The 26,544-nt window shown below is 47.0% G+C and carries 27 protein-coding genes and 1 pseudogene; 19 read left to right on the plus strand and 9 right to left on the minus strand.

Annotation, left to right across the window (positions count from 1 at the left end; genetic code table 11):
- Window positions 1–169: 169 nt before the first annotated feature.
- The 13 genes from EYB58_RS14430 (at window position 170) to EYB58_RS14490 (ending at window position 10,598) form a co-directional block, all read left to right on the plus strand.
- A complete protein-coding gene (locus tag EYB58_RS14430; protein ID WP_111953249.1) occupies window positions 170–1,516 on the plus strand; it encodes a class II 3-deoxy-7-phosphoheptulonate synthase in 1,347 nt (448 codons plus the stop codon).
- Between the two features lie 13 nt (window positions 1,517–1,529).
- A complete protein-coding gene (locus EYB58_RS14435) occupies window positions 1,530–2,324 on the plus strand; it encodes a carbon-nitrogen family hydrolase (RefSeq protein ID WP_111953247.1) in 795 nt (264 codons plus the stop codon).
- A 1-nt stretch (window position 2,325) separates the two neighbouring features.
- Entirely contained in the window at window positions 2,326–2,814 is a 489-nt protein-coding gene (gene rfaE2 / locus EYB58_RS14440) for a D-glycero-beta-D-manno-heptose 1-phosphate adenylyltransferase (protein WP_428840399.1), read from the plus strand.
- The gene (gene pgeF / locus EYB58_RS14445; RefSeq protein WP_111953429.1) at window positions 2,801–3,583 is read left to right on the plus strand and encodes a peptidoglycan editing factor PgeF; all 783 of its coding nucleotides are present in this window, start codon (window positions 2,801–2,803) and stop codon (window positions 3,581–3,583) included. The genes rfaE2 and pgeF overlap by 14 nt, the downstream gene beginning before the upstream one ends.
- Window positions 3,584–3,595: 12 nt before the next feature.
- Window positions 3,596–4,645, plus strand: a complete 1,050-nt coding sequence (selD, locus tag EYB58_RS14450; RefSeq protein WP_111953243.1) for a selenide, water dikinase SelD — start codon at window positions 3,596–3,598, stop codon at window positions 4,643–4,645.
- A 116-nt stretch (window positions 4,646–4,761) separates the two neighbouring features.
- Window positions 4,762–4,977, plus strand: a complete 216-nt coding sequence (locus tag EYB58_RS14455) for an AtpZ/AtpI family protein (protein ID WP_111953241.1) — start codon at window positions 4,762–4,764, stop codon at window positions 4,975–4,977.
- The gene (locus tag EYB58_RS14460; protein WP_111953239.1) at window positions 4,977–5,378 is read left to right on the plus strand and encodes an ATP synthase subunit I; all 402 of its coding nucleotides are present in this window, start codon (window positions 4,977–4,979) and stop codon (window positions 5,376–5,378) included. The genes EYB58_RS14455 and EYB58_RS14460 overlap by 1 nt, the downstream gene beginning before the upstream one ends.
- A gap of 1 nt (window position 5,379) precedes the next feature.
- Window positions 5,380–6,069, plus strand: a complete 690-nt coding sequence (atpB, locus tag EYB58_RS14465) for a F0F1 ATP synthase subunit A (protein ID WP_111953237.1) — start codon at window positions 5,380–5,382, stop codon at window positions 6,067–6,069.
- Window positions 6,070–6,154: 85 nt separating this feature from the next.
- On the plus strand, window positions 6,155–6,424 hold the full coding sequence (atpE, locus tag EYB58_RS14470; protein ID WP_111953235.1) for an ATP synthase F0 subunit C: 270 nt from the start codon (window positions 6,155–6,157) through the stop codon (window positions 6,422–6,424).
- 351 nt (window positions 6,425–6,775) lie between these two features.
- A complete protein-coding gene (locus EYB58_RS14475) occupies window positions 6,776–7,192 on the plus strand; it encodes a PilZ domain-containing protein (RefSeq protein ID WP_111953233.1) in 417 nt (138 codons plus the stop codon).
- Window positions 7,193–7,211: 19 nt separating this feature from the next.
- On the plus strand, window positions 7,212–7,526 hold the full coding sequence (locus tag EYB58_RS14480; protein ID WP_111953231.1) for a hypothetical protein: 315 nt from the start codon (window positions 7,212–7,214) through the stop codon (window positions 7,524–7,526).
- The gene (locus EYB58_RS14485; protein WP_111953229.1) at window positions 7,523–8,476 is read left to right on the plus strand and encodes an AAA family ATPase; all 954 of its coding nucleotides are present in this window, start codon (window positions 7,523–7,525) and stop codon (window positions 8,474–8,476) included. The genes EYB58_RS14480 and EYB58_RS14485 overlap by 4 nt, the downstream gene beginning before the upstream one ends.
- Before the next feature lie 94 nt (window positions 8,477–8,570).
- Window positions 8,571–10,598: an ATP-binding protein gene (locus EYB58_RS14490; protein ID WP_111953227.1), complete on the plus strand. Its 2,028-nt coding sequence runs from the start codon at window positions 8,571–8,573 to the stop codon at window positions 10,596–10,598.
- A gap of 253 nt (window positions 10,599–10,851) precedes the next feature.
- On the opposite strand, the gene EYB58_RS14495 is transcribed toward EYB58_RS14490, so the two are convergent.
- The 9 genes from EYB58_RS14495 to EYB58_RS24030 all read right to left on the minus strand — a co-directional run bounded on the left by EYB58_RS14495 (window position 10,852) and on the right by EYB58_RS24030 (window position 20,061).
- A complete protein-coding gene (locus EYB58_RS14495; RefSeq protein WP_111953225.1) occupies window positions 10,852–11,280 on the minus strand; it encodes an ACT domain-containing protein in 429 nt (142 codons plus the stop codon).
- A gap of 14 nt (window positions 11,281–11,294) precedes the next feature.
- Window positions 11,295–12,599, minus strand: a complete 1,305-nt coding sequence (locus EYB58_RS14500; RefSeq protein WP_111953223.1) for a phenylacetate--CoA ligase family protein — start codon at window positions 12,597–12,599, stop codon at window positions 11,295–11,297.
- Window positions 12,600–12,614: 15 nt separating this feature from the next.
- Window positions 12,615–13,400, minus strand: coding sequence for an enoyl-CoA hydratase-related protein (locus EYB58_RS14505; protein WP_111953221.1), 786 nt, complete (start codon window positions 13,398–13,400; stop codon window positions 12,615–12,617).
- A gap of 155 nt (window positions 13,401–13,555) precedes the next feature.
- The gene (locus EYB58_RS14510) at window positions 13,556–15,367 is read right to left on the minus strand and encodes an N-acetylmuramoyl-L-alanine amidase (RefSeq protein ID WP_111953219.1); all 1,812 of its coding nucleotides are present in this window, start codon (window positions 15,365–15,367) and stop codon (window positions 13,556–13,558) included.
- Window positions 15,364–18,021 (minus strand): DNA mismatch repair protein MutS, encoded by a 2,658-nt coding sequence (gene mutS, locus EYB58_RS14515; RefSeq protein ID WP_111953217.1) that lies wholly within the window; start codon window positions 18,019–18,021, stop codon window positions 15,364–15,366. The genes EYB58_RS14510 and mutS overlap by 4 nt, the downstream gene beginning before the upstream one ends.
- A gap of 23 nt (window positions 18,022–18,044) precedes the next feature.
- On the minus strand, window positions 18,045–18,449 hold the full coding sequence (locus EYB58_RS14520; protein WP_111953215.1) for a hypothetical protein: 405 nt from the start codon (window positions 18,447–18,449) through the stop codon (window positions 18,045–18,047).
- Window positions 18,450–18,628: 179 nt separating this feature from the next.
- Window positions 18,629–19,288, minus strand: coding sequence for a metallophosphoesterase family protein (locus tag EYB58_RS14525; RefSeq protein ID WP_111953213.1), 660 nt, complete (start codon window positions 19,286–19,288; stop codon window positions 18,629–18,631).
- A 44-nt stretch (window positions 19,289–19,332) separates the two neighbouring features.
- Window positions 19,333–19,785 (minus strand): amidohydrolase family protein, encoded by a 453-nt coding sequence (locus EYB58_RS24025; protein WP_242637371.1) that lies wholly within the window; start codon window positions 19,783–19,785, stop codon window positions 19,333–19,335.
- The gene (locus tag EYB58_RS24030; RefSeq protein WP_242637372.1) at window positions 19,786–20,061 is read right to left on the minus strand and encodes an amidohydrolase family protein; all 276 of its coding nucleotides are present in this window, start codon (window positions 20,059–20,061) and stop codon (window positions 19,786–19,788) included. It abuts the gene before it with no gap.
- Between the two features lie 376 nt (window positions 20,062–20,437).
- Here EYB58_RS24030 and hutH point away from each other — a divergent pair, with 376 nt between their 5' ends.
- From hutH to EYB58_RS14560, 6 genes and pseudogenes are all read left to right on the plus strand, one after another.
- Window positions 20,438–21,973 carry a histidine ammonia-lyase gene (gene hutH, locus EYB58_RS14535; RefSeq protein WP_111953211.1) on the plus strand — a complete coding sequence of 512 codons (1,536 nt, stop codon included), beginning with the start codon at window positions 20,438–20,440 and terminating at the stop codon, window positions 21,971–21,973.
- Window positions 21,974–22,401: 428 nt separating this feature from the next.
- Window positions 22,402–23,190, plus strand: coding sequence for an MASE3 domain-containing protein (locus tag EYB58_RS14540; protein ID WP_111953427.1), 789 nt, complete (start codon window positions 22,402–22,404; stop codon window positions 23,188–23,190).
- Window positions 23,190–24,092, plus strand: coding sequence for a sulfite exporter TauE/SafE family protein (locus EYB58_RS14545; RefSeq protein ID WP_131072075.1), 903 nt, complete (start codon window positions 23,190–23,192; stop codon window positions 24,090–24,092). Before EYB58_RS14540 ends, EYB58_RS14545 begins: the two co-directional genes overlap by 1 nt.
- 245 nt (window positions 24,093–24,337) lie before the next feature.
- Window positions 24,338–24,751 carry a GFA family protein gene (locus tag EYB58_RS14550; protein ID WP_111957149.1) on the plus strand — a complete coding sequence of 138 codons (414 nt, stop codon included), beginning with the start codon at window positions 24,338–24,340 and terminating at the stop codon, window positions 24,749–24,751.
- 496 nt (window positions 24,752–25,247) lie between these two features.
- Window positions 25,248–25,610: pseudogene (locus tag EYB58_RS14555) on the plus strand (chemotaxis protein CheD).
- A complete protein-coding gene (locus tag EYB58_RS14560) occupies window positions 25,607–26,455 on the plus strand; it encodes an HDOD domain-containing protein (protein WP_111957151.1) in 849 nt (282 codons plus the stop codon). The pseudogene EYB58_RS14555 and the gene EYB58_RS14560 overlap by 4 nt, the downstream one beginning before the upstream one ends.
- Window positions 26,456–26,544: the final 89 nt, after the last annotated feature.

Here is a 26,544-nt window from a genome sequence, read left to right on the forward strand (position 1 = left end):
ACAATAAAAAATGAAAGTAATTTAATTGAGTTTTTTTTGAATTTCATATAACGGCCATGGGCCGACCTGGTTTATCAATACCCAGGCACAGCCCACAACAAAGGTTGAAAGATCTGAGTAACTTACCCAGACTTTCATATAAAAAAATAAGGATAAGACGGTATAAAATATGACAAGTCAAAATGGATGGACAAAATCAAGCTGGAAAAATTATACGGCCCTTCAACAGCCCAACTGGCCGGATCAGAACGAGTTGGATAAAGTCACTAAAGATTTGGCCTTACTGCCGCCGCTGGTTTTTGCAGGGGAAATAAGAACATTAACGGATCTGCTGGCCAAGGCCTCAAAAGGGGAGGCGTTTTTGATTCAGGGTGGGGACTGTTCAGAAGATTTCTCCCAAGTTACAGCGCCCACCATCAGGGAAACCATGAAAGTTTTGTTGCAGATGGCCGTTGTTATGGCCTATGCCGGTGGGAAACCAGCCATTAAAGTGGGTCGGATTGCCGGGCAGTTTGCCAAGCCCCGTTCGTCGGATACGGAAATTGTAGACGGCGTTGAACTGCCGTCATATCGCGGAGATATGGTTAACAAAAACGAATTCTCCATGAAAGCGCGCACCCCCAATCCCAAATATATGCTTAAAGGGTATTACCTGGCCGCCTCCACCCTGAACCTTTTGCGGGCATTTACCCGGGGCGGGTACGCAGCCCTGCACAGGGTTCAGGCCTGGAATCAGGAATTTGTAGCCCAATCCCCCATGGGACGTTCTTATGATCGTCTGGCCAAACAGATTGACCAGGCCATGAGATTTATGAATACAATCGGGATTCCCACGGATATTCCTCAGATCAATCAAACTCAGATTTTTACCTCCCACGAAGCCCTTTTGTTGCCTTATGAGGAGGCGTTGACCCGGATTGATTCTACCACTGGGGACTGGTATAATTGTTCTGCTCATATGCTTTGGATTGGCGAAAGAACCCGTCAGGTAGACGGCGCTCATGTTCAATTTTTAAAAGGAGTGCTCAATCCGATTGGAGTCAAAATCGGTCCGGATCATGATATTGATAATATAAAGCAGCTCATTGAAATTCTTAACCCTGAAAATAAACCCGGAAGATTGACCCTGATTACCCGAATGGGATGTGCCAATATTGAAAAAAAGCTGCCTGCTCTGCTTCGAGAGATTAAAAGAGAGGGGTCTCATATCGTGTGGAACTGCGACCCTATGCATGCCAATACGTTTACCTCGGAATCCGGACACAAAACCCGGGATTTTAATGATATTTTAAAAGAGATTACCCGGTTTTTTGAAATTCATTGGGCAGAAGGAACAATTCCGGGAGGCGTTCATCTTGAAATGACCGGTAAAAACGTAACCGAATGTGTCGGCGGTGCCAGAAATATTGTCAGTGAAGAACTTCATAATCGATATGATACCACCTGTGACCCGCGACTCAATGCCGAGCAAAGCCTTGAGGTGGCGTTCCAGATCGCTGATATGATAAAGCATTAACGAAAAAGGCAATATGATCACGAACACAAAGTTTAAAGCCGGTGCCGTGCAGTTTGATGTGAAAGACGGGGATGTCCGGGGCAATCTTTCTGTTGCCCTTGGGCACCTGGGGGACTTGGCGGAACAGGGCGCATGCCTTGGGGTCTGCCCTGAATTTTTTTTAACCGGGTTTGACAATGAAAATATGGATCGGCTTATGCCGGATGTAAAAGAGGGGATTCAACGTCTGGCCGAATTTGCCCGGACGCGGTTTATGGCCGTTGCCGGAAGTTTGCCTGAGCAAAAAAACGGTCAGATATTCAACACCCTTTATTTAATTGACAGGGATGGTGAGATCCGGGCCCGGTACCGTAAATTGCATCTGTTTCCTTTGACCGGTGAGGATCTGTACTATGCCCGGGGAGATGAGATGGTGACGGCAGACACCAGCCTGGGCCGCGTCGGAACAATGATCTGCTATGATCTGAGATTCCCGGAACTTGCCCGCCGCCTTTTTCTTGACGGGGCGCGGCTTTTTGTGATCAGCGCCCAGTGGCCCCATACCCGGGTGGCACACTGGCAGGCATTGATCCGAGCAAGGGCCATTGAAAATCAGGCCTGGTTTATCTGCTGCAACCGTACGGGTACGGATACAAACGGACTTGTTTTTCCGGGCAGTTCCATGATCGTTGATCCCAATGGTTCTGTTCTTGCTTTGGGAGATGATACGTCCGGTATCATCATGGCTGACATTGACATGGGCCTGGTTGACCGGGTGCGGGAAACCATCCCCGTTGGACAGGATCGCAGGGGGGATGTCTACGGTTAATATGGCTAATAAAATTGTTAGGCTGGATGAGATGTGCCGCTTGGCCCATGAATACACAACCCTTGGCCGGACCATAGTGTTTACCAACGGCTGCTTTGACATTCTTCATGCAGGCCATGTGGCCTATCTTGAAAAAGCAAAATCATTCGGAGATGTTCTGGTTCTGGGTTTGAACTCCGATGCGTCCGTTCGTCAGATCAAAGGTGATCTTCGGCCGGTAATCTGCCAGGAACAACGGGCACGTGTTGTGGCGGCCCTAAGTTGTGTCGATCATGTGGTGCTGTTCGATGCGCCTGATCCGGAAGATTTGATTCGGGGCATTGTTCCCCAGGTGCTGGTCAAGGGGGCGGATTGGCCCGAGGATAAAATCATTGGGGCAAAGTTTGTCAAAGGCTGCGGCGGGCGCGTGGCACGCGTGGCCTTTGAGGAAGATATCTCCACATCGAAAATTATTGAGCGCATTGGGCAAAGATTTTATGGCGGTGCTTAGCCCTTTAACATTTAATTCTCTGAATCTTTTTCCTGGGCTGGTTCACGGCGTTTTTTCCAGGACCGAAGGATACAGTAAGGGTCCCTTTCTGGGATTGAATGTCGGATTGAGCACCGGGGATGATCCTGATATTGTAAACCGGAACAGGGCTTTGATGCTGTCATCCATAGGCCTGACCCGGGTTTTGTTTTTAAATCAGGTGCACGGCACTGACATTGCCGTGATCAAATCAGAAAAGGATGCGGCAGACGCCGTATGGAAAGGGCAGGGGACGGCACCTTCTAAAATATTTAAGGCAGATGCCGCTGTTACAAACCTTAAAGGTTTAGGGCTTGCAATCCAGGTGGCAGACTGCCAGGCCGTGGTCCTGTACGACCCTGACAAAGAGGTAATTGCCAATGTCCATTCCGGCTGGCGGGGCAGTGCGGCAAATATTATAAGCCGCTGCATCGATACCATGGTCACGCAGTTCGGATGCTCCCCTGCAAGCATCCGGGCGGGCATTTCTCCCTCCCTTGGCCCCTGCTGTGCACAATTTATTAATTATAAGCAGGAATTTCCCAAAGCATTGTGGCAATATAAAGAGAAGGACCGCCCCTATTTTGATTTCTGGCAGATTTCCCGGGATCAGCTTGGGGCCCACGGGGTTTTGGATGAACATATTGAAACCATGGGGCTTTGCACCCGGTGCCGTACGGATCTGTTTTATTCTTTCAGGGCAAACAAGGCCACCGGACGTTTTGCCGCAGTGATTGCACTTAAAATTTAAGGATACCAAATAATGGATAAACCGGAACAGTTTTTTTTAACCCGCACGGTAAAAGCAGCTGGTTGAGCTGCCAAACTGGATCCAGGGGCCCTGGATAAAATCGTGTCAAAACTTGAATTGCCGTCCCACCCGGATTTGATTATCGGGCTTGAACACCCGGATGACGCTGGTGTATTCCGCCTGTCCAAAGAAACTGCCATTGTCCAGACCCTTGATTTTCTGACGCCTGTGGCTGATGACCCCTATGAATTCGGTCAGATTGCTGCGGCCAATTCTTTGTCAGATGTCTATGCCATGGGTGGCACGCCCATCACAGTGATGAATATTGTCTGTTTTCCGTCATGCGACCTTGACGCAGGCATTCTTCCCCGGATTCTTGAAGGCGGACTTGATAAAATCAAAGAGTCGGGCGCAACGCTTGTGGGGGGCCATTCCGTGGATGATCCTGAAATCAAGTACGGTCTGTCGGTGACCGGCATAGTGCATCCGGACCAGGTCTGGGCCAACAGCCGCGCAAAGGTGGGTGATGCAGTTATTTTGACCAAGCCCATTGGCACCGGCATTATCTCCACGGCGATCAAAGGCGGAATTGCATCCGATGACCAGGTAAAGCAGGCTGTAAAAACCATGTCTACCCTGAACAAAGAGGCGGCCCTGATCGCTAAAAATTTTGATGTTCATGCCTGTACTGATGTTACAGGTTTTGGGCTTGGGGGACATTTGATTGAAGCGGCCAAAGGTGCAGGGCTGCGTATTGAAATTTATACGGAAAAAGTCGAGGTGCTGGACGGAGTAATGGAGTATGCCGCCATGGGCCTGCTTCCGGCCGGAGCCCATAAAAACAAAAGTTTTTTTGCCCCGCATATCCGTGTGGCCAAAGGAATAGATCGGGTGCGAAGCGATTTAATGTTCGATCCCCAGACATCCGGCGGGCTTTTGTTTTTTCTGGCCCCGGACCAGGCTGTGCAATGTGCGGATATTATGGAAAAAAACGGGGTTTCGGCAAGGTTGATCGGAAGGGTTAAAGGGCCGTATACCAACGGCTTCCTTGATCTTCTGTAAAACTTTTTTTCACGTTGACTTCATCCGGATCATATGATATTTGCTCTCAAGATAATTTGACGATCACAGCTGCCGGGAAAATCGGCAAATAAGGTGCCGGGGAAAGGTTGATAAAAATGGCAGATAAAGGTAGTACCTTTCGTGAGTTGGGATATTTTGCAAGTCTTGGCATATCCGTGGCTCTGGCCATTGTCATCGGGATGGCACTGGGATACTGGCTGGATACTGTTTTTGATACAAAACCCGTTCTTTTGCTGGTGGGGCTTGGATTCGGCATAGCAGCCGGGTTCAGCAACATTATCAGGGCCGGGAAAAAAGCGGGAAAATATTAATGGAAGAACTTGAGAAAATAGTAGACTTTATTACACGAACCAACTGGATTCTGTTTCTGGGGTTAAGTCTTGTGGCATTGATTCTGGCCCCCCCGAAAGTGTATCTCGGGGTTTTTCTGGGTGGTTTGATTGTGACAATCAATTTTCATGTTCTTAAAAGTACAGTGACTAAAAATATCAACCAAAAGCGGGTGCTTGAAAAGGGAAAATCCCTGATCGGTGCGCTTTTGGTTAAATATTATCTGCGATTTGCATTGACGGCCGTGATTATTTTTCTGCTGATCGTGAACCGCAGCGTACATCCGGCAGGGCTTCTGGTGGGTCTTTCCGTAGTAGTGATAAGCACGTTTATAGCAGCGGCAATTGAATTAACCAAGATTATATTCAGGGAGGCGGTTTAAGGTGGAACACCCATATCTATTTCTTACTTCGTTATTTAGTTTGTTTGGTCTGGAAGATTGGGCAGGTGCCCATCCTCATGTTACTTACATGTGGTTTGCAATGATTATTCTCGTTATTCTTGGCTGGATTGGCGGCAAAAGCGTCGCCCTTGTACCCAAGACCGTTCAGAATGTTTTTGAGGTAATCATTTCCGGACTTGAAGAGTTTATGGTTGGTATTACCGGTGAAGAGGGAAGAGATTCCTATCCATTGTTATTGACTGTTTTCCTGTTTGTTCTTTTAGGTAACCTGTTCGGTCTGGTTCCCGGATTTTATCCGCCCACAGCGTCCATCAATACGACTGTTGCCCTGGCCATCCTTGTCGTGTCATGGAGCCATGTGATCGGTGTCAAGAAACACGGTGCAAAATATATTAAACATTTTCTAGGGCCCGTACCGGCACTTATGCCGCTCTTCTTTGTTATTGAAGTCATCGGTCACTTGGCACGAGTACTCTCCCTGACTTTGCGTCTCTTTGGCAATATGATGGGGCATGAGTTGGTTGTAGGCATCCTTCTGATGCTGGCCGGTCCTTTTCTGGTACCCCTTCCCATCATGGCAATGGGTATCCTTGTATCTTTGATTCAGGCCATCGTGTTCTTCTTGCTGCCGACCATGTACATTGCAGGCGCTATTGAAGAAGCACATTAATTTTACGAAACAAGAATTAAGCTTTTTTACGGGATTTTGGAAGAAGCCCGTTTGTTTATAATACTTTATTAAAGGAGTAAATCTCATGGAATTTCTCGTTGGTAGTGTCTGGGCAGCAGGTTTTGCCATTGGTATCGCTGCATTTGGTTGCGGCATTGGTCAGGGTCTTGGTTTGAATGGTGCCATGTCAGGTATCTCAAGAAACCCTGAAGCAGCTGGTAAAATCCAGGTGAACATGCTGATCGGTCTTGCTCTGATCGAATCTCTTTGTATCTACGCTCTGGTTGTTGCGATGATCCTTCTGTTTGTTCATCCTGCAATCGCTCCTGCTGTTGCTGCACTTGCCGGACATTAATACCTAGCTGTTTAACGATACATTCGTTTAAAAAAGGGGGCGTCTTCTTAATGAAGAGGCCCCCTTTTGTTTTCTCTTGCATGGATACAAAGGACCTGATATTATTTGTTTCAACGCGTTAAATTTCTTCAATAACATTTTTTATATGAAAGAGCTGAACTAACGGATTAGCTTCTTTTATGATCTGTTGTGGCCTAACCTCGGTGAAAGACCAGGTCGGCCATGGCCGTTATATGAAAGTCAAAATAACGAATTAAATTAATTTCTTATTCTGTTATAACTTGAGCTTGGGTGTTGATACATTAGGTCGGCCACTGCGATTCAACAACACCAATTCGCGGGAGGGAACGAATGAGCGAGGATTCCATAGATTTCCAGCCAATAACCGGAAAGACCGAAGACGGCCAGATTCGCCATTTGTTCCGGGTGTCGGTTTCCTTAACAGATGATATCCGGCTGATTTTTGGCGGAAATGAATATCTAATAACCAATTTATCCGCAACCGGTGTTGCTGTAAATGTCAGTTCCTGTCTCGAATTTGATTCCGGACAGATTATTGATGATGTCCGGTTAAGGATTTGGGATGTCAATATTACAGGGCTATGCGCCAAAGCAATCCACTGCTCAGTGCATGATTCAGGCAGTTTTCAGTTTGGATTTCAATGGGTGGATATGAACGCTGAAAATAAAAACACGTTGGAGAAAGCCCTTGGGCAGCTCAAAGTAAAGGCCTTGAAAGTTAAAGACCTGTTTGAAGAACATCCATAAGCATAATGGTGGCATTGGAATGGTTAAAAAAAAAAATGTCATGGACAGCCTTTTAGGCACTGATGACAAAACGTTTGACGGTTCAGCAAAGGAATTGGATTGCCTGATCTACAGAGGTGGTCCCAATGAAGCTAAACCTGATTTGCCGGAAATGACTTCAAATCCCTCATGGACTGCGTCCAGGGGAAATGTTTCAGTGGAAATATGGGAAGGAAAGGCCAAAATTAGAATAAGGGTCAGCGGTGATGACACATCCCATGTCCCCATGCGTAAACTTGCAAGTATTGCTGTTGATGCTATTATAGCCGAGTTACAAAAGGAGAAGGACCAGTGATTATTACCTGTCCCAAATGTGCCAGAAAACATAAAGTAAATCCTGCCGCCTTGAAACCTTTTGCAGATGCCGGCAAGACAACTATTATGGCTAGTTGCAAATCATGTAAATTTAAATTCCCCGTAGCCCTTTCCTCCCTTCTGTCATCTGAAGAAGAACCCATCGATATGCAACGCCGACTCGGATCTGTGGCCAGAAAGATCTGCATTACCCTAAGCAAGGGCGGCGTAGGCAAAACCACCACCAGTGTGAATCTTGGTGCAGGTCTTGCCTTGGCCGGATATAAAGTCCTTTTAGTGGATACCGATACCCAGGGGCAGTCTTCATATATACTTGGGAAAAAGCCGGGCGCCGGCTTAACAGAACTTTTAACCCGGGAACTGACGATTTCAGACTGCCTGACCGAAGCCCGGAAGAATTTATGGCTGCTTTCGGGTGGAAAATCCCTGGCAGGCGTTAAGCGTATTATTGACAAAAAAAGCTTTGGGGCGGAGTTTACTTTGACCGAAGCCCTAAGTCCTTTGGACAATCAATTTGATTTTATTTTGATTGATACATCCCCAGGATGGGATCAGTTGATTGTTAATGTCCTTTTTTATTCAACCGAGGTTTTAGTGCCTGTTGCCTTAGAAGCCATGCCCTTGCATGGGATGTCCGAGTTCATAAAAAGTCTTGGTGCCATTCAGAAGTACAAAAGTGAAATTCAACTAAAATACATTGTGCCTACATTCCTTGACTTGCGGATCAAAGGGCCAAAATTGCTGTATGATCAGCTTAAAAAACTGTATCCCCGTCAATTATGTAAACCCATTCGCTATAACGAAAACTTGGCCGATGCGCCTTCCTTTGGGAAAACCATCTTTGAATTTGCTCCAGGGTCAACAGCCTCGGAAGACTATCGGAGTCTGGTTCGTACAGTGTCCGGAAACGAATACGCTCTGCTTAAATAATATTCGTAAAGTATTCATCAATCAGGTTTAGTCCTATCCGCTTTGACTGAGTCTATTTTCGTTGCAATCTTTTAGTGGTAACCAGGAAAATTATATGGGTTTAAGGACCCGCATCATCATCTTTGTTGTTGTGGCTTTTTGTGCCGTTAATCTGTTTTTGTGTTTCTACATCACCCACCAGGTAAAAGTCCTTGAGTTAAAAAAGTTGCGGGTACAAATTAACAAATCCACTTATCTTATGCGGATTATTAACACCCTTCCCCTTTATAATGTGGATAGGGAAAGCTTAAAAATGAACATGGAGACCTTTTTTGATGACGAAAATATGAAACGCCTTACCATCCATGATTCAGAAGTAAATATTAATATCAATCTTGAACGACAGCTTCCTTTGGGTGGAACGGATATAAAGAAAAGTTTTGTCATTGACTATAAAGGATTGAAACTCGGAAGGCTGACGGTTGTTTATTCTACTGGCCTGATTGAAAAAAAACTGGCTAAATTTCAGACAAGGATGCTTGAGGTTACTCTTTTTGTGATCCTGGTCATCGCTGTGGTGCTTGCTTTTTCGATTAATATTATAACGAAACCGCTTGGAAGGCTTGCCCGTATTACTTCTGAGATAGCCGCAGGCAATTTTGATAATGAAATTGAACAAACAGATGTTGGGGAAGTAGGGACCCTTTCACGCAATTTTGTGCGCATGCGTGATACCGTTAAAGAAAAAAAAGAGGAAATTTCGCGTATCAATACAATGTTGGAAGGGGATATACAGCAGAAAAATATGCAGGGCAGAAAAATTCTGTATCAGCGTATGCTGATCTCTTCTGTGAATACATTTTTTCAACAATCCATGACGGCACAATCCATACAAGAAATTGCAGAAATTTTTATTCCCATTGCCCAGGGCGTAGTACCGGGCCCATATTGTTTTGTGGGGCAGGTCTGCGACACAGAAAATAATTTGAAAATTCTGGCGCTTTCCGACCAGGTCGAAAAACAGTGTCCTATGTTTGATGAAGCGGTGATAAATCATGGATTTAGACAGCCTATATCCGGCAGGTTGGTCGAAGCCATTGCGAATAAAGCTCCCGTGATATCTAACAATGTAAGTTTGAATTCTGAATTTTATTTTTTATCGAAGGAACATCTGCCCGTCGAAACCATTATGGCGCTTCCTATGCTATACGGAAAGGATGTGTTTGGCCTGGCCGTTTTTGCAGGTAAGGAAGGCGGATATACGCCTGAAGACCAGGAGGTTGCCACGATGATGATCATGGTCTTGGTTGAAGCGTTAACCCTTCGAGGCCGGCAGGAAGAAAAACAACAGCTTGAAAAAACAATGGTTCAGTCTGAAAAAATGGTGTCAGTTGGAAAACTTGCTGCAGGTATGGTTAATGAAATGAACGGTCCTTTGGACGAAATACGTCGGGCGGCACAAATGATACGCAATAGTGTTGAGAAGCCGGGCCCTGAAAGTTTGGCCGCCGCAGATAAAAACAGTTTGAGTTTTGATCGGTTGGGCCGGTATCTGCAAGATCAGAGTGTTTTTAACAATCTGAACCTGATCATGGAAGCCTGTAAAAAAGCGTCAGGGATTGTTTCAAACATGCTCTCTTTTTCCGGAAACACTAAGGTGGACTTTGTTGTTGAAGATCTTTCCCTTCTTTTAGATGAGTCGCTTGAACTGGCATCAAGTGAATATAGCCTTGAACAGGATTTCCATTTCGATGCCATCCAGATTATGAAGGATTACGACCCTGATTTGCCAAAAGTAAAGTGTCGAGGCAGCGAATTAAAACAGGTGTTTTTCAATATTCTGTCAAACGGGGCCTATGCCATGGCCGGGCACACGGATAGCCCGTGTCCGACTTTTTTTATGCGAACATATGGTAAAGAAGGTCAGGTTTGCGTTGAGATTATAGATAATGGTCCGGGGATGCCCGAAAATATCCGCAGGCGCGTATTTGAACCGTTTTTTTCCACCAGGTCTGACAAAGAGGATGCCGGACTTGGACTGTCGGTCTCCTATTTTATTATAACGGAAAATTATAACGGCACAATTGAAGTGGAATCAGCCCCTGGTGAGGGAACCTGTTTCAGAATTTTTCTACCCATTTAACAGCGCCACTCCTCAGCAGGGAGACAAAGGGGTTTGGCTTGAACCAATCCGGAACCGGGTACGGTTATGACACTTTTTGATGGGTTTTTTTTGCGTGCAATTGCCTTGCGGCACCGGAATTCGTTTGTGATCCGGTGCCGAAAAGCAGTTTTCGTTATTGCGTTCGTCTGGAAATAAGAATTTTTATCCAATGAGTGTCCGAGGAAGTGCGCGACTCACCATTGTATAAAGACGCTATTTATAGACAGGCCCTTTAAAGATTTGAAATTTCATCTTTATCTACAACTTTAATACCCTGTTCAGCCAAAATAATTTTTGCCTTTTCAAGATCATCAAAGCGGAAAATCATGATGGCGTTTTTGCACTGGGGGTTGGCAAATGCATACATGTACTCCACGTTGACACCTTGTTCACTCAAGGGATCCAACACCTGGTTCAGGCCACCGGGTTCATCATTCACTTCCACAGCCAGAACACGGGTTTTGCCCACGGTAAATCCCTGCTCCCGTAAGGCTGTGGTGGCTTTTTCATTTTCATTGACAATCAGTCGCAGTACACCAAAATCCGTGGTGTCTGCCAGGGAAAGTGCTCGTATATTCACCCCGGCATCCCTTAAAATGGCAGTGACTTCAGCAAGACGCCCTTCTTTATTTTCTATGAATATGGATATCTGTTCAGCCATAATAGTCTCCTTGGTTAAAATTGGCGGTTATCTATAACCCTGACAGCCTTACCCTGGCTTCTTTCTATGGTTTTGGGCTCCACAAGGGCCACCTTGGCAGATACGCCCAAGTGCTCCTTGATATTATGCGAAATTTTACCTTCCATGGCCTGCAGTCCCTTGATGTCATCGCTGAAGGAGGCTTCGTCAATCTCTACCTTGACCGTCAGGATATCCAGGTTGTCCACCCGGTCAACCAGCAGTTGATAATGGGGGGCGACTTCCCGGCTTTCCATGAGAACGCTTTCTATCTGGGAGGGAAATACATTGACGCCTCGGATGATAAGCATATCGTCCGTACGGCCTGTGGGTTTGTTCATCCGCATATGGGTTCTGCCGCAGGTGCAGGGCACAGGATTCAAGGATGTGACGTCTTTGGTGCGGTAACGGATGACCGGGAAAGCTTCCTTGGTAATGGTTGTGAACACGAGTTCACCGGAATCTCCGGGGGGAACGGGTTCCAGAGTATCCGGATCAACGATCTCTACAATGAAATGATCTTCGGCAATATGAAGGCCTTTTTGTTCCTCAACACACTCCACAGATACGCCAGGTCCCATGACTTCGGACAGACCGTAAATATCCACGGCCTTGAGATTGAGTTTGGCTTCCAGTTCCGTGCGCATTCTTTCTGTCCAGGGCTCTGCACCAAAAATACCCGATTTAAAAGATAAATCTTTGAAATTTACGCCCATTTCATCTGCCACTTCAGCCAGATGGAGGATATAAGATGGCGTGCCACATAGAATTGTGGGCTTGAAATCCTGCATAATGGTGATCTGACGTTTGGTATTACCACCGGAAACCGGAATGACTGATGCGCCTAACCGTTCAGCACCATAGTGGGCCCCAAGGCCGCCGGTAAAAAGACCATACCCCCAGGCATTGTGAATGATATCTCCCGCGGTGGCACCGGCCGCCGCCATGCTTCTGGCCATCAAATCAGCCCAGGTGCTGATATCCCGCTTGGTGTAGCCGACCACCGTAGGTTTACCCGTGGTGCCCGAGGATGCATGGATGCGGATCACCTGCTCCATGGGAACCGCAAACATACGGTAGGGGTAGTTGTCACGAAGGTCCTGTTTCGTGGTAAAAGGCAAACGCCTTAAGTCATCCAGGCTTTTTATGTCAGAGGGTTTGACCCCGGCCTTGTCATAGGTTTCCTTATAAAAAGGAATCGTGGCATAGATTCGTTCAATGGTGGTTTGAAGACGGCGAAGCTGAATCGCTTCCAGGCCCTCCCTGGGCATGGTCTCATAGTCAATGTCGTATATGGGCATGTTTTATCTCCCTGGTTAAATATTACCTTTAAATTCAGGCTTTCTTTTTTCTAAAAATGCTGATGTGCCTTCTTTTGCATCCGGGCTTGCAAAGGTTATGGCAAAGGCATCGTTCTCAATCAGACATCCGGTTTCAAGGTCACAACATAGTCCGGCTTGGATGACCTCTTTGGCCGCTCTCAAGGAAACGGATCCTTTGGCGGCAATGCGCCGGGCTGTTTTGTTGACCTCATCCATAAGGGATTCAAGGGGGCACACCTTGTTGACCATACCATATTCCAGGGCTTTGTCAGCAGTAATATTGCTTCCGGTGAAAATCATCTCCTTGGCCCTGTTTTTTCCCACAACCCTGGAGAGGCGCTGGGTGCCGCCAAAACCGGGAATCAGGCCCAGGTTGATTTCGGGTTGTCCAAATACCGCATTTTCCGATGCATAGATAAAATCACAGGCCAGGGCAACTTCACTGCCGCCACCCAGGGCAAAACCGTTTACGGCAGCAATGGCCGGGAAGGGAAGGGCCTCAATCTTGGAGAATACTTTCTGGCCTTTGCGGGAGAAGTATTTTGCTGCCAACGCGTCCATTTGGGTCAGTTCTGAGATATCTGCACCTGCCACAAAGGACTTGTCTCCGGTGCCTGTTAAAATGAGTACCCGGATTTCATCATTGGCCAGAACCTGATCCAATGCAACATCCAACTCATCAAGCAGTGCTTTGTTCAGGGCATTCAGAGCTTTGGGCCGATTAAAAGAGATCATGGCAACGGCGCTGTCCATCTCAAGAATAATGTTTTCAAATGACATAAATTCAACCTTTTATTTTATTTTCATATTTTGTCATGGGTTGCGCCTGGGTGTCGATGGACCAGGTCAGCCTATGGCAGTTATTGGGTTTGCAGCCTTTTGTATTTGCCGGGGGGCTTGTCCACCGGCGCCTGGGGGCGTTTTGTCCGCCCAGGTTATATGTGCTGGGGATTTGTGGCATTGATATATTTTTCTATCCCGTCGGCAATGGCGTTGCAGATGTCATTGCGGTAGGAACTGGTTGTCAGGCGTTTACATTCGGTTTTGTTGGAAAGAAAGGAGGACTCAATAAGAATTGCAGGCATCCGTGCCCCAAGCAGTACATAGAACGGGGCCTGTTTGACTCCCAGATCACGGATTTTAGTGTACTTTTTTTTCATGCCTATGATCATGGCTTTATGAACGTCATTGGCAAGACGTGTGGATTCTTCTATCTTGGCATGTTTCATCAGATCATTAAGAATATAGGCCAGATCCGAGATGTTTTTTCTAGATGTGGCATTTTCCCTGGCAGCCACGGCAATGGCCTGTTCATCCGTGGCAAGGTTCAGAATATAGGTTTCAATGCCGGACAATTTTTTACTTTTTGCGGCATTGCAGTGCATGGAGATAAACAGGTCAGCCCGTTTGGTATTGGCAATGGCGGTGCGCTCCTCCAGGGTTAGTTTCCGGTCTGTGGTCCGGGTAAGCAAAACTTCACAGTTCAGACGGTTGCGCAGTTTCTCTGCAAGGGTTGTTGCCAGTTTGAGTACAATATCCTTTTCCCATACCCCTTTGATATATCCAGGTGCGCCGGGATCTTTGCCGCCGTGGCCGGGGTCTATGACGATTTTTCTGACACCCAAAGCCAGCTGACGGGCAATGTCCGACGATTTCAAATTGTCCGTGGTGATGCGGTCCGGCTTTTCATCAGAACGCTTTGTTCCGGGTGTGTTTTCACCGGCAACTTGGTCCATGGGCACAGTGCCGTTCTTGCCCCACAGGTCAATGACAATACGGAAAGGGTCTTTCAAGGAAAATATTTTATAATTATCAAAATCTTTTATATCCACCACCACCCTGACGGTGTGTGGGGTAAATTGGCCGGCCCGGGCCTGCTTTAATAGATCATCGTTGATGGGGGTGTGGTCCGGTACATTGCGGCCAAGTCTTGCCTGGTCAATGTCCACATACAGTCTTTGGAAAGGGACATTTAGAGCCGGGTCTTTTTTCAAAAGCTTGTGGGCGTATTCTCGCTCTCTGTCTGCATTTATCACGACCCTGGTGTATTCCGGGTTGGACCAGAACCGTAAGTCCGTAATAGTTGTATCCCCTTTAGGCGGCGGCAGGGCAGTATCATTGGGTTTTGTGGTCGCAGGAGCGCAATACGCCGGATCCTGTGTGTTTTTTTCTATAATATCCGATACAATATCCGAGGGCTGATGATATTCCCCTGTATCGGCCGCTTCGGCCTGGACCAGTTTCTGCCTGTGGTATGCTGCAATGGCGTCATCATTGCGGGTCAACTCTTTTTGAGACCGTTTTATTTTTACGCTACTGTTATTCCGGCGGGGCCTTGAGGCATTTACTGCGGCCAGGGTTTTGGCCCGGGCAGTGTATGCGCTTTGGGGGTAAGATCGGTTAATGCGGGCGATAAGGTCATCGGCCTGCCGGTTCCAGTTGGGATCGCCTGATCTTTTGGCAAGCTGGAAATAGAGTTCTGCGGCCTTGTACAACCCGGCCGGTGCCCAGGAATTCCCGGTAAAATCCCTGTGAATGGATTTGTATTTTTCAATGCAGGTCAGCCAGGCAGACACCTTGTTTATATCCACCGTAGAGCGTTTTAATTTTTTAAGGCAGGTATCTGCTGAAAGGTACCTCTTCTTGGCCGCATCGGCAAGGGCTGTTTCCGTGGACCAGGTAAAAAGGAAAAAGCAGATTAGAATCGGAATAAAAACGGTGAATATGCGTTTAACCCCAGGGTTCATACCTCAACCTTGCGTTTGAGTTCATTTAAAAAGTTCAGGGCGTCAAGGGGGGTCATTTGGGCGATATCCACTTTTTGCAACATTTGGCGCAGATCATCGTCCGAGGGACCGAACAGGCTCATCTGGCCACTGGTGTTTCGTTTTTTTGATCCTTTTTTCTTTTTAGCGGGCTGTACCGAAGGCGCCGGTGTCATGGGGTGGTGTTCCGCAGATGCCAGAACCGATTTGGCAAGGTCAATGATATCATCTGGAACCCCTGCCAGGCGTGCCACCTGGATGCCGTAGCTGCGGTTGGTGCCTCCTTTGACAAGGCTGCGGAGAAACACAATATTGTCGTTGAACTCCTTGACCTCAATATTATAATTTTTGATTCTGGGTTTGATTTCTTCAAGCTGGAGCAGTTCATGGTAATGGGTGGCAAAAAGGGTTTTTACCCCTTTACCATTCAGGTCATGCAGGTACTCGGCTACGGCCCAGGCAATGCTCATGCCGTCATAGGTGGATGTGCCCCTACCGATTTCATCCAGGATCACCAGGCTTTTTTCCGTGGCATTATTGACAATATTGGCGGTCTCCTCCATCTCAACCATGAAGGTGCTCTGCCCGGAGGAGAGATTGTCCAATGCCCCCACCCGGGTGAATATCCGGTCGGTGACGCAGATGGAGGCGCTGACCGCCGGCACAAAAGAACCCATCTGGGCCATGAGAACGGTTAAAGCCACCTGGCGCAACACCGTGGATTTGCCGGCCATGTTGGGACCGGTAATCAGGATTTGCTGGCACTGGGTATCGTCCAGAACAATGGAGTTAGGCACATACCGCTCACCCTGGATCAGTTTCTCCACCACCGGGTGCCTGCCGTCCTGGATATCAATACGCCGGTCATCATTGATGTCAGGCTTTGCATAGGCATTTTCAACGGCCGCTTTGGCAAGTCCCTGGACCACGTCAAGTGCGGCAATAAACTGTGCCATGATCAGGATATCCTTTGTCCGTTTGGCCACCTTTTCCCTGACCGTACAGAAAATTTCATATTCCAGCGCAGTTCGACGTTCCTGGGCATTGAATATGGTGTCTTCCACCGCTTTCATGTCCTGGGTGATGAACCGCTCGGCATTGACAAGGGTCTGTTTACGGATATAATGATCCGGTACCTGGGCAGACTGGGCTTTTGATACCTCGATGAAATAACCGAACACCTTATTATATTTTATTTTAAGCGAGGAAAGCCCTGTGTTTTCCTTTTCCTTTTTTTCCGTTTTTGCAATCCAGGATTTCCCGTCCCTGGTGATGGACAACAGTTCGTCTAGTTCCGGGCTGTATCCGTCGTTGATCAGGTTGCCTTCGTTGAGCACGTGCACGGCATCTTCCCGGATGGCTTTGCCGATTAATTGGGCCAGTTTTTCCAAGTCCCGGACCAGGTCCGGCGTCCCATCCATGCCGGTACCGTTGAGAATTGGGCTTTTAAATGTTTTGATCTGCCTGAACAAATCCGGCAGAACAGAAAGGGAATTTTTAAGGGAAAGCATGTCCCGGGCATTGCCCTGGCCCATGGATATACGAGAGCCTAACCGCTCAAGATCATATACGGATTTAAGAAGATCGCCAAGTGTCTGGTGGATGCCAGGTGCGCCAATCAATTCTTCTATGGCATGAAGGCGCTGCCGTATCAGGTCTTTGTCTACCAGAGGGTATCTGATCCACTGCTTGATCAGCCTGCCGCCCATGGCCGTCACGGTTTTGTCCAGAATGTGTATTAAGGAGCCTTTGGGGCTCTGGGTCTGGATATTTGTCAGCAGTTCAAGGTTTTTGCAGGACCTGTCGTCAATGACCATAAAGTCATTGAGGTTATATGGGGTGATTTTGTAAATATGGCTGGTGTCCGACAACTGGGTGTCCCGGACGTAGGAGATGGCCGCACCTGCTGCAGAAATACAGGCCGGCATACGTTCAATCCCGAATCCTTCAAGGCTGCGGGTGGCAAATTGCTCTGTCAGAAGCTGCCGGGCATTGTCGGGCCGGAACGTATAATTGTCCAGATAGGTGATTCCAACGTGGGACAATGCTTTTCTAATGGTAGCCATGGCCGGATCAGACTTGAAGCTGTCCGGCAGCAACACCTCTTTGGGGGAAAGTTTTAAGGCCTCGTCTAAAAGAGTGTATGGGATAACACCCGAGGTGCGTTTTACCTGGCAGGTAGTAAAGCTGCCCGTGGAGATGTCTATGCAGGCAAGACCGGAATAATCAGACGTTTTGGAGATTGCCACCAGAAAGTTGTTTGTTCCCCGGTCTAGTAGGGAATCGTTGAGGATCATGCCCGGGGTGATGACCCGGACAATCTCCCGTTTGACAAGACCCTTGGCCTGGGAAGGGGCCTCCACCTGCTCACACACCGCAACCTTGCAGCCTTTTTCAATGAGCTTGGCAATATAAAGATCGGCTGCCTTGTAAGGCAAACCGCACATGGGGATGGGGTCCGGGTCGTTTTTATTCCGGGAGGTCAGCGCGATTTCAAGGATGCTGGCCGCCTTGACGGCATCCTCAAGAAACATCTCATAAAAGTCCCCCATCCGGTAAAAAAGTATGGCGTCCTGACAGGTTTCTTTGATGGCTAAATATTGGGCCATCATGGGTGTTTGTTTCTTTTCGACCATGGATGTTCAAAAGGGGGTTAACTTCAGGCCTTTTTCTTTTCCTCGGTTGCAGCCTGCTCTTTATCTTTGCGGGCTTCTTCTTCCAGGTGTTTTTTGATGTAAGGATCGTGAATAAATATATCAAGGCGTGTCTGAAGAGAATTAATTTCTCCTTTCATGCTTTCAATCCGTTCGTCCCTTGTTCTAACCTGGCGGCGCAGTCGAAAGGCCGTGATAAGTCCGCGAATTCCTGTGATCAAAAGGCCAAGGACCAGACATAGCATCCAATAAGCCCAGTTTGGAAGTTCCATGACCGTGTAGTGCAGGGATGATATTTTAAAGTCAATGTGGAGCGCCGTACTTGCCAGAAAGTATTCTTGATTCTGAATGCCGAAAAGAGCCAAAAGCACCAGGAAAATTATAAATAATATAATTTTAAAAATTTTCATCCGTTCCCTCCGTTATAGATTTTGAGTGTATCCCTATAATGAGTGTATCCCTATAAATCGATGGTGACTATAGATCAAAATTAATTATTTATCAATTTTTCTTTTGGTTTGCAACGGCTTGAACAGTGAATGTTCGGCATTTTACAGATAAAATTTTCAACCAGGCTTTTTTCCATAGTCTAACTTTGTGGCGTATCCGGATACAAGAGATTAACCTTGGGGGCTTCATTTTTTTCAAGGTCAATGATGGCCCCTGATCCTGGTCCTGCTATGGCGCAGTTAACGACGATACTTTTATGCAGGGTTTTAAGCCCAAAATCTTCGTGGATATGGCCGCAAAGCACAAGACTCGGGGATGCGGCCTTGATAAACCGGGCCAGATTCCGGCTACCGGCATGAACTTTTTTGCCCACACGGTCACATCCCCCTTTTGGCGGTGTATGGACCACCAGCACCGTGTCCGGTTCCATGGGGCAGGGAAGGGCGGCAAGCCGGTCTTTTTCATTCAGGCAGATTCTGTTGGTAAAGGGCAAAGGCAGGGTGCCTGACGTTCCCACAAAAGAAAAGCCTTTGACCTGAAGGGGCGTTTGCGTTAGCAGTGTGATGTTGACGGCTTTTTTTATCCGGGACTCAATGCGTTTTAAATCCGTATTTCCCCGGACCGCCAGAATGGGGACCGGCAGGCTGTCAAGCTGAGAAAGGACGGTGGACCAGTTGAAGAAATGGGTCATGTCCCCGGGGACGATCATCAACTCCGGCTGGTACTGGTCTAAAATCCTGTAAATGGATTCCATATGTTCGGGTTTGCCGTGAATGTCTGCAACTGCGTATATGCGCATCGTCTCTCCAAATTAAAGGGGGCTGTAAGTAACCATAATCCTTTTTAGATATTATATGCGATTTTGCCTGCAATCACAACCTTGTTTATAAGACAGAGGCCTACCTGGTAGTTCAGGTCGGCCGGTGCATCAATATTCCACAGCACAAAGTCGGCGTTTATAAGACAGAGGCCTACCTGGTAGTTCAGGTCGGCCGGTGCATCAATATTCCACAGCACAAAGTCGGCATCTTTTCCTGTTTCCAGGCGTCCTTTGCGTTTGCCAAGTCCCAGGGCTTTTGCCCCGTTGATGGTGGCGCCGGCAAGGGCCTGTTCGCAGGTCAGTCCGAACAGCACACAGCTCATGTTCATAACCGTGGCCATGTCATACACCGGGCTTGTGCCCGGAGTCAGGTCCGTGGTCAGGGCCATGGGTACCCCAAGGCGGATAAGATCTTTCACAGGGGGGGGGACGGGTTTGTTTGAGCATGTAAAAGGCACCCGGCAGAAGCACGGCAATTACACCTGCATGGGCCATGGCCTTTGCGTCGTTAAGGAAAGGTATTCCAGATGGTCACAGGACAGGGCATTGAACTGTGCGGCAAGGGTTGAGCCGCCTGAATCCGAGAGTTGTTCGGCATGGCGCTTGACCGGCAGGTCTAAGTCTGTAGCTGCGGTAAACAGCCGTTTTGTCTGTTCTATGGAAAAGCCGATTGATTCGCAGAATACATCCACTGTACAGGCAATGCCCTGGCTTTTGATTCTGGGCAGCATGGTGTTGATGACCAGATCCACATAATCATCAGTCCGGCCTTTGTATTCCGGGGGCAGGGCATGGGCCCCGAGAAAATTCCGTTGGTCACCCGATGGCCCCGTCTTTGATGATGTTGTAGCGGCCCTGGGCCATGGTGGCAATATCTGCGTGAATAGACAGGATGTCCCAGGGTGACTGTGCATGGGTCATGGGTGTGTCTCCCCTATGAATGTTGACATTTTGGATGTAATTTTATACTGCTTGTTTATACAAGTAGATGCATTCAGTCAACAAGCCTGTCAAGCAATCATCGAGATTGCTCAGGATCACTTTACGAACGGGTCTTAAATATTTTGTCCACTTTGCTATATCCGGGAGCGTGGGCGTCCCGCCCGCATGTCCGCTAAGGAATAAAACATGATGAATGATCCTGTTCAGCTCAATGGGCAGAATTTCACCCTTGGTCAACTGATAGACATCGCCCGTGAAGGCAGAACCGCTGCCGTTTCCGTAAATTCTGAAACCCGGATTAAAAAGGCCCGGGCCCTGGTGGAAGATTGGGTTAAAAAGGGCACGTGCATCTATGGTGTGACCACGGGATTCGGGGCATTGTCCGATGTTCCCATCTCCTTTGAGGATACAAAAACATTGCAGCGCAATATTCTTGTATCCCATGCCGCAGGTGTGGGTAACTGCATGGATGATGATGTGGTCAGGGCCATGATGGCATTGCGGATCAATGACTTTTGCCGGGGCAATTCCGGACTGCGCCTTGAAACGATCAAAATCCTTGCCCATGTCCTCAATGCCGGTATCATTCCTGTGGTTCCTGAAAAAGGGTCGGTGGGGGCCAGCGGAGACCTTGTGCCCATGGCCCACCTGTCCCTGGTGCTCATCGGCGAAGGCGAAGCCTTTGTGGATGGGGTGCGCATGCCCGGCGCCCGGGCCCTGGCTGCAAAAAATATTGAACCTCTGGAACTTGGTGCAGGGGAAGGACTTGCCCTGATCAACGGGACCCAGTTCATGCTTGCTTTGGGCTGCCTTGCCCTTTATGATGCGTTAAATCTTTGCAAACATGCTGATATTGCCGCTTCCATGAGTCTTGAAACCCTGATGGGCACGCGCACCGCCTTTGATCCCCGAATTCATAATGCCCGGCCCCATTTAGGGCAGATGAAGGTGGCCTCTGATATGATGAAAATCACCCAGAATTCTGAAATCATATCCTCCCACCGGGACTGCTCAAGGGTCCAGGATGCCTATACCTTGCGTTGTTCCCCCCAGGTCCATGGCGCATCCTGGGATGCGTTTGGTTATGTGGACCGGGTGATCCGGGTGGAGATGAACGCCTCCACGGAAAATCCTTTGATTTTTCCAGAATCCGGAGAATTTCTTTCCGGTGGCAACTTCCACGGTCAGCCCCTGGCCCTGGCCTGTGATTTTTTAGGCATTGCCATTGCAGAGCTTGCCAATATCTCCGAGCGCCGGATTGAGCGCCTGGTCAATCCCCAGCTCTCAGGTCTTCCCGCCTTTCTGGTCAAGGACACAGGGCTAAATTCTGGGTTCATGATTGCCCAGTATGTCGCGGCTTCCCTGGTCTCTGAAAACAAGGTCCTTGCACATCCGGCTAGCGTGGACTCCATCCCCACCTCGGCCAACAAGGAGGATCATGTCTCCATGGGTGCCATTGCCGCCCGCAAATGTCGGGACATCGTGGAAAACACCGAACAGGTGATTGCCATTGAGCTTTTATGCGGTGCCCAGGCCATTGATATGTTCACGAACCTTAAGGCCGGTAAGGGTACCATGGCCGCCTATGAGACCATCCGCAGCAAGGTGCCCTGCATGACAAAGGACCGGTTCCTGGCAGCAGATATTGCCGTAGTTCGAAAACTTTTGCACAGCGGCCGGATTGTTCGGGCTGTGGAGGATGCCGTAGGTAAACTCTACTAGGTGTTTGAGTCTTCACTTCTCAGATATTATGATGACCTAACAACTCGAATTTAAATAATATTAATATTTATAGCCATGTAGTGTATAGGGCAGGATCTTGCTTTTTAGAGGGTTGATGGCCCAGACCATTAATAACAGTCAGGGGTTTTAAATTCGGCATTGATGATATTTTGTTTACGACATAGTCCTCAGTGAAAAATTTTAAATGCCCTTCACAATGCTTATGTTATTGAATGCTGATTCTAAATCGGCTCGAGCGACTGATGATAGACAAAAAGCTCGCCTTACATAACCTTAAATTCGATCTATAAATTGCTGGACCTAAATTTCAATCATTAGGAAAGAATACGCTTCTTGTAAAAAGAAGAATGGGGACGTATATAAAACTCATATTAACCGAAATCTTATTAACAAGAGGCCTTAACCGGATGTTTTCAATTACACCTGCAAAAATACTTCTGATTACAGCCCTGGCTTTAGGTGGTGCGCTGTTAGGATTATTTGATAGGCTATATGCTTGCCAGTGGCACCATCTTCAGTTACATTCGACAATAGAAACTCTTGGCGGTATGACTTCCTGCCTAATTTCCATAATACTGTTCATCCAATCCAAAGAAAAGTTAGATGCTATTTTAGTTATGCTGGCGACAGGATTTGCGAGCATGGGGATACTTGATACAGCCCACGCCATAAGCCGGCTTGGAGATTCTTTTATTTTTCTTCACAGCGTAGCCAGTCTATCAGGCAGTTTTTTCTTTGCTTCGGTCTGGTTCTGCAAAAGACGACGATTTGGAAGCCTTAACGAACTACGTTTTATATACTTTGGATTTATTACCTTATCGGTTTCAATCGGATTGAGGGCTCTGCTGTTTCCGGGCGATGTGCCTCGAATTATGCCCTTGTTTGACGGCAAATTTACCATGGCAGCAGTGCTGATCAACCTAACAGCAAGCCTTCTGTTTATCGCCTCAGTATTTAAGTTTTATCAGGAGTACCGGCAAAGAGGCAACAAGCTGGATTTGCTTTTTGCTTGTTTGGCTTATCTATTTGGAATTTCCGCTATGATTTTCCCATTTTCAAGCCCATGGAATGGTATGTGGTGGATCTGGCACCTGGTACGACTATCCGCTTTTTTAACCACTCTTGTCTTTATTGCCCGGCAGTATGGAAAATATCTGGGAGTAAATGAGAGTGAAAACAAAAAGAATTATGAATAATGGAAATTTTGTTCTGGCTTCGTAAAATCCCAAGATATTTTGTCTTTTGGGTGCTGATTGATATAATTTATATTTTTTTTATATCTTCATTCCTGGGAACAGGTATTCCATTAAGCCTTTCCCAATTTATAGGTGTCCATTTGTTGGCCATCGCCGTGGGAACCATGGTCATGTTTGCGGGGCTGGGAGGGGGGGTGCTCTGGATACCAGTCTTAACTTTTTTAGATATCAGACCCTCCGAAGCGGTTGCCATTTCTATATTCACCCAAATTGCCGGAAAAGGTACTGGCTCATTGACTTACCTTTTCTACGGAATGGTGGATATGGAAAAGGCTGCAAGCTTTATTCCTATGGCCTTACTGGGCGTGACCCTGGGGTTTTTAGCGGGTTTTTGTATACCTACGGCCTATGAACGATTCTTGCTCTACATCTTTTTACTTATTGCTGGCTACCTGTTGATGAGAACCATTCAATCCCTTAACACTCAGAATTCGGATGCCGCCGAAAAAATCCCCCGTGACACTATGCCCCCTTTAAGAAGAAGCTACCCTGTTGTTGTCTTCTCCTCATTTTTTACAGGCTTTTTAAGTATTGGTAATACGGATTGGCTCATCCCCCATATGACGCTCAAACTTAATATGGAGACATCTCGGGCTGTGGCCACCAGTTTATTTATCATGTTTGTAACTATTTTATTTTACCTAATCTTGGTCTGCATTAGTGTCTGGGTTGGAAACGCATCCTGGCCCCATGGGACATCTTTGTTGTTTGCAACTTGCAGTGGTGTTATTATGGGAGGTCAAATCGGTACCCGTTTAATCCGTATCCCATGGTTAAAAAAGCATCAAAAACATACCTTTATTATTTTGCTGGCTATGTCTATCATTCACTTGATTTGGTAGAAAAACAGCCTGGAAAATCCGGATAAACATAATGGTATTAAACTGGGCTATTTGAAATTCTGATGCCATCACCAATAATAGATCAAAGTAACGTCCTATAAAATATGCTTCGTGGATTCAAATTCCCAGTTGCGACCCAGGCGATAATCAGGATATTCTCCAATTGACTGAAGGTTAAAAAGAAAGCCTCTTAAAAATTGATTCTATATCGAAACACTAAAATTAAACAGAATTTAGGGGATGTTATGAAGTATAAAGGATCTTGCCTTTGTGGTGAAATTGCTTTTGAAATAATCGGAGAATTTGAAAGCTTTTTTCTTTGCCATTGCGAACGTTGTAGAAAAGATACTGGCTCAGCACATGCTGCTAATTTATTTTCTTCTTCAGCTAAGTTAATATGGCTATCGGGCAAAGATAAAGCTAAAACGTTTGATTTCAAATCAGAGGGGCATATAAAAAGCTTTTGCTCGAATTGTGGATCAGCTCTTCCCAATATACAGATGGATGGAGATCTGTTGGTTGTTCCAGCCGGAAGTCTTGACAGTGATGTGCAAATGGAACCTCAAGGCCATATTTATTGGAGGGACAAAGCAAATTGGGACAATAATTTGGAAAAGGTTGCCAAATTCGACCAACTGCCAAATCAAAATAACATGTAATATCCATGACAAAAGCAAGTAATACCAAGGTCCACAATAATGGTATTTAAGGACTCCCAAACCAATTTTGAAAGGGCGTTGGCTACTTTTGTTATTGATGACCTGGATCGAAAATCTGGAAGACCAAATCAAGGGTGAAGACTACCCTTCGGCCAGGCCGTTGACCCCAGTCTGCAGAACCGCCACCGGAACTTCGTTGCCATACCACTATCCCCTTCGCCTCCATCCGGCTGGGCCTAAGTACTTGTCAAATGCTTTAAAATTCATTACAAAGTGACTCACTTTTAAGATCACGTGCCGTTCCCGACACACACAAAAAAAAACGCTCCAGATCACCCCCCGAGGGGGGGGCTATCGACTTTTTAAGAAATTGAGGTGACATGGAACATATTGTAGGTATAGGAGACATGAAAGTCTGTAATCAGGTGGCGATACCATTGTGGCACCCTCAATTGGTTCCGGTATCGGGCTTGTGGTATATGACCCGGAAACGAGGGTGGGAGGGATACTCCATTATATTTTGACGGACTCTTCCATTGATGAAATCAAAGCAAAAAATCAGCCGATCATGTTTGCTGATACCGGCATTCCCACATTATTTAAACAGGCATATCTCCTGGGTGCTGAAAAAACCAGGATCAGGGTCTTTGTCGCCGGCGGTGCCCAAATTATTAACTAGGAGAGGCGATTTAATGTTGGACAAAGCAATGATACAGCTCTGACGCAAATATTGACCCGTGAGAATGTTGCCATCTGGAAGCAGGCAGTGGGCGGTAATTTTAACCGGACAGCCAGAATAGACATTACTACCGGTCATATCTCTTTGAAAACTTCGGGACAAGACGAGGTGGAATTATGACAAATTTTCAGGAAATGGCCAAGGAAATAAAAAACTTAACGCCCATCCCTGCCGTGACCATGTCTCTTTTGAAGGTTGTGGACGACCCTAACAAGACCATGGACGATGTAACCAATATTATCCAGTATGATCCAGCCATCACCGCCGATGTCCTTCGAATCGCCAATTCGGCATACTTTGGGTTGAAATACCCTGCTGAGACCATTTCGGACGCGGCCAATATGCTGGGCACAGACCGGCTTGTGGAGTTTGTCTTGCTGAAAGTGGCGTCCAAAATAATACAAGGGCCTCTGGGCGGATACGATATGCATGAAGGGGCGCTGTGGCAACATTCAGTATCCTCAGCCATCATTGCTAAACAGCTGGCGCTCCAACTCGGACTACCCCATTCGTGCAGTATATTTACCGCAGCCCTTCTCAAGGATATTGGTAAAACGGTGATGGATAAATATGTCAAAAACGCATATAAAAAAATTTACAATCTGGTTATCAATGAAAATTTCAGCTTCATGGAGGCAGAGAAGAAAGTAATTGGCGTGGACCACGCAGAACTTGGCGGAATGATGGCCCATTTATGGAAATTTTCTCCCAAAATGGTAATGATCATCACTAATCATCATCTCTCCCGGGAAGACACGGTAAAGGACAAAGATACGATAGTAGTCTACATAGCCGACTGTATATGCATGATGATGGGCATGGGCGTTGGTGCAGACGGCATGGCTTACAGGTTCCACCAGCAGGCCATTGAACAGATCGGAATTTCAGCGGATGATATCGTAACCATCATTGCGAACGTCATCCCCCAGATGAAGGAAGTGGCAAAGCTGTTGAAGATGTTCTGACCGGCCGTATCCGTATCCATCAGCCAAAGCAGGAATGGAATCCCACCTTGATTATCCACACCGCCACGGATGAAATGCAGTTACCCCAT

Source organism: Desulfobacter hydrogenophilus (assembly GCF_004319545.1).
GTDB classification, from domain to species: Bacteria; Desulfobacterota; Desulfobacteria; order Desulfobacterales; family Desulfobacteraceae; genus Desulfobacter; species Desulfobacter hydrogenophilus.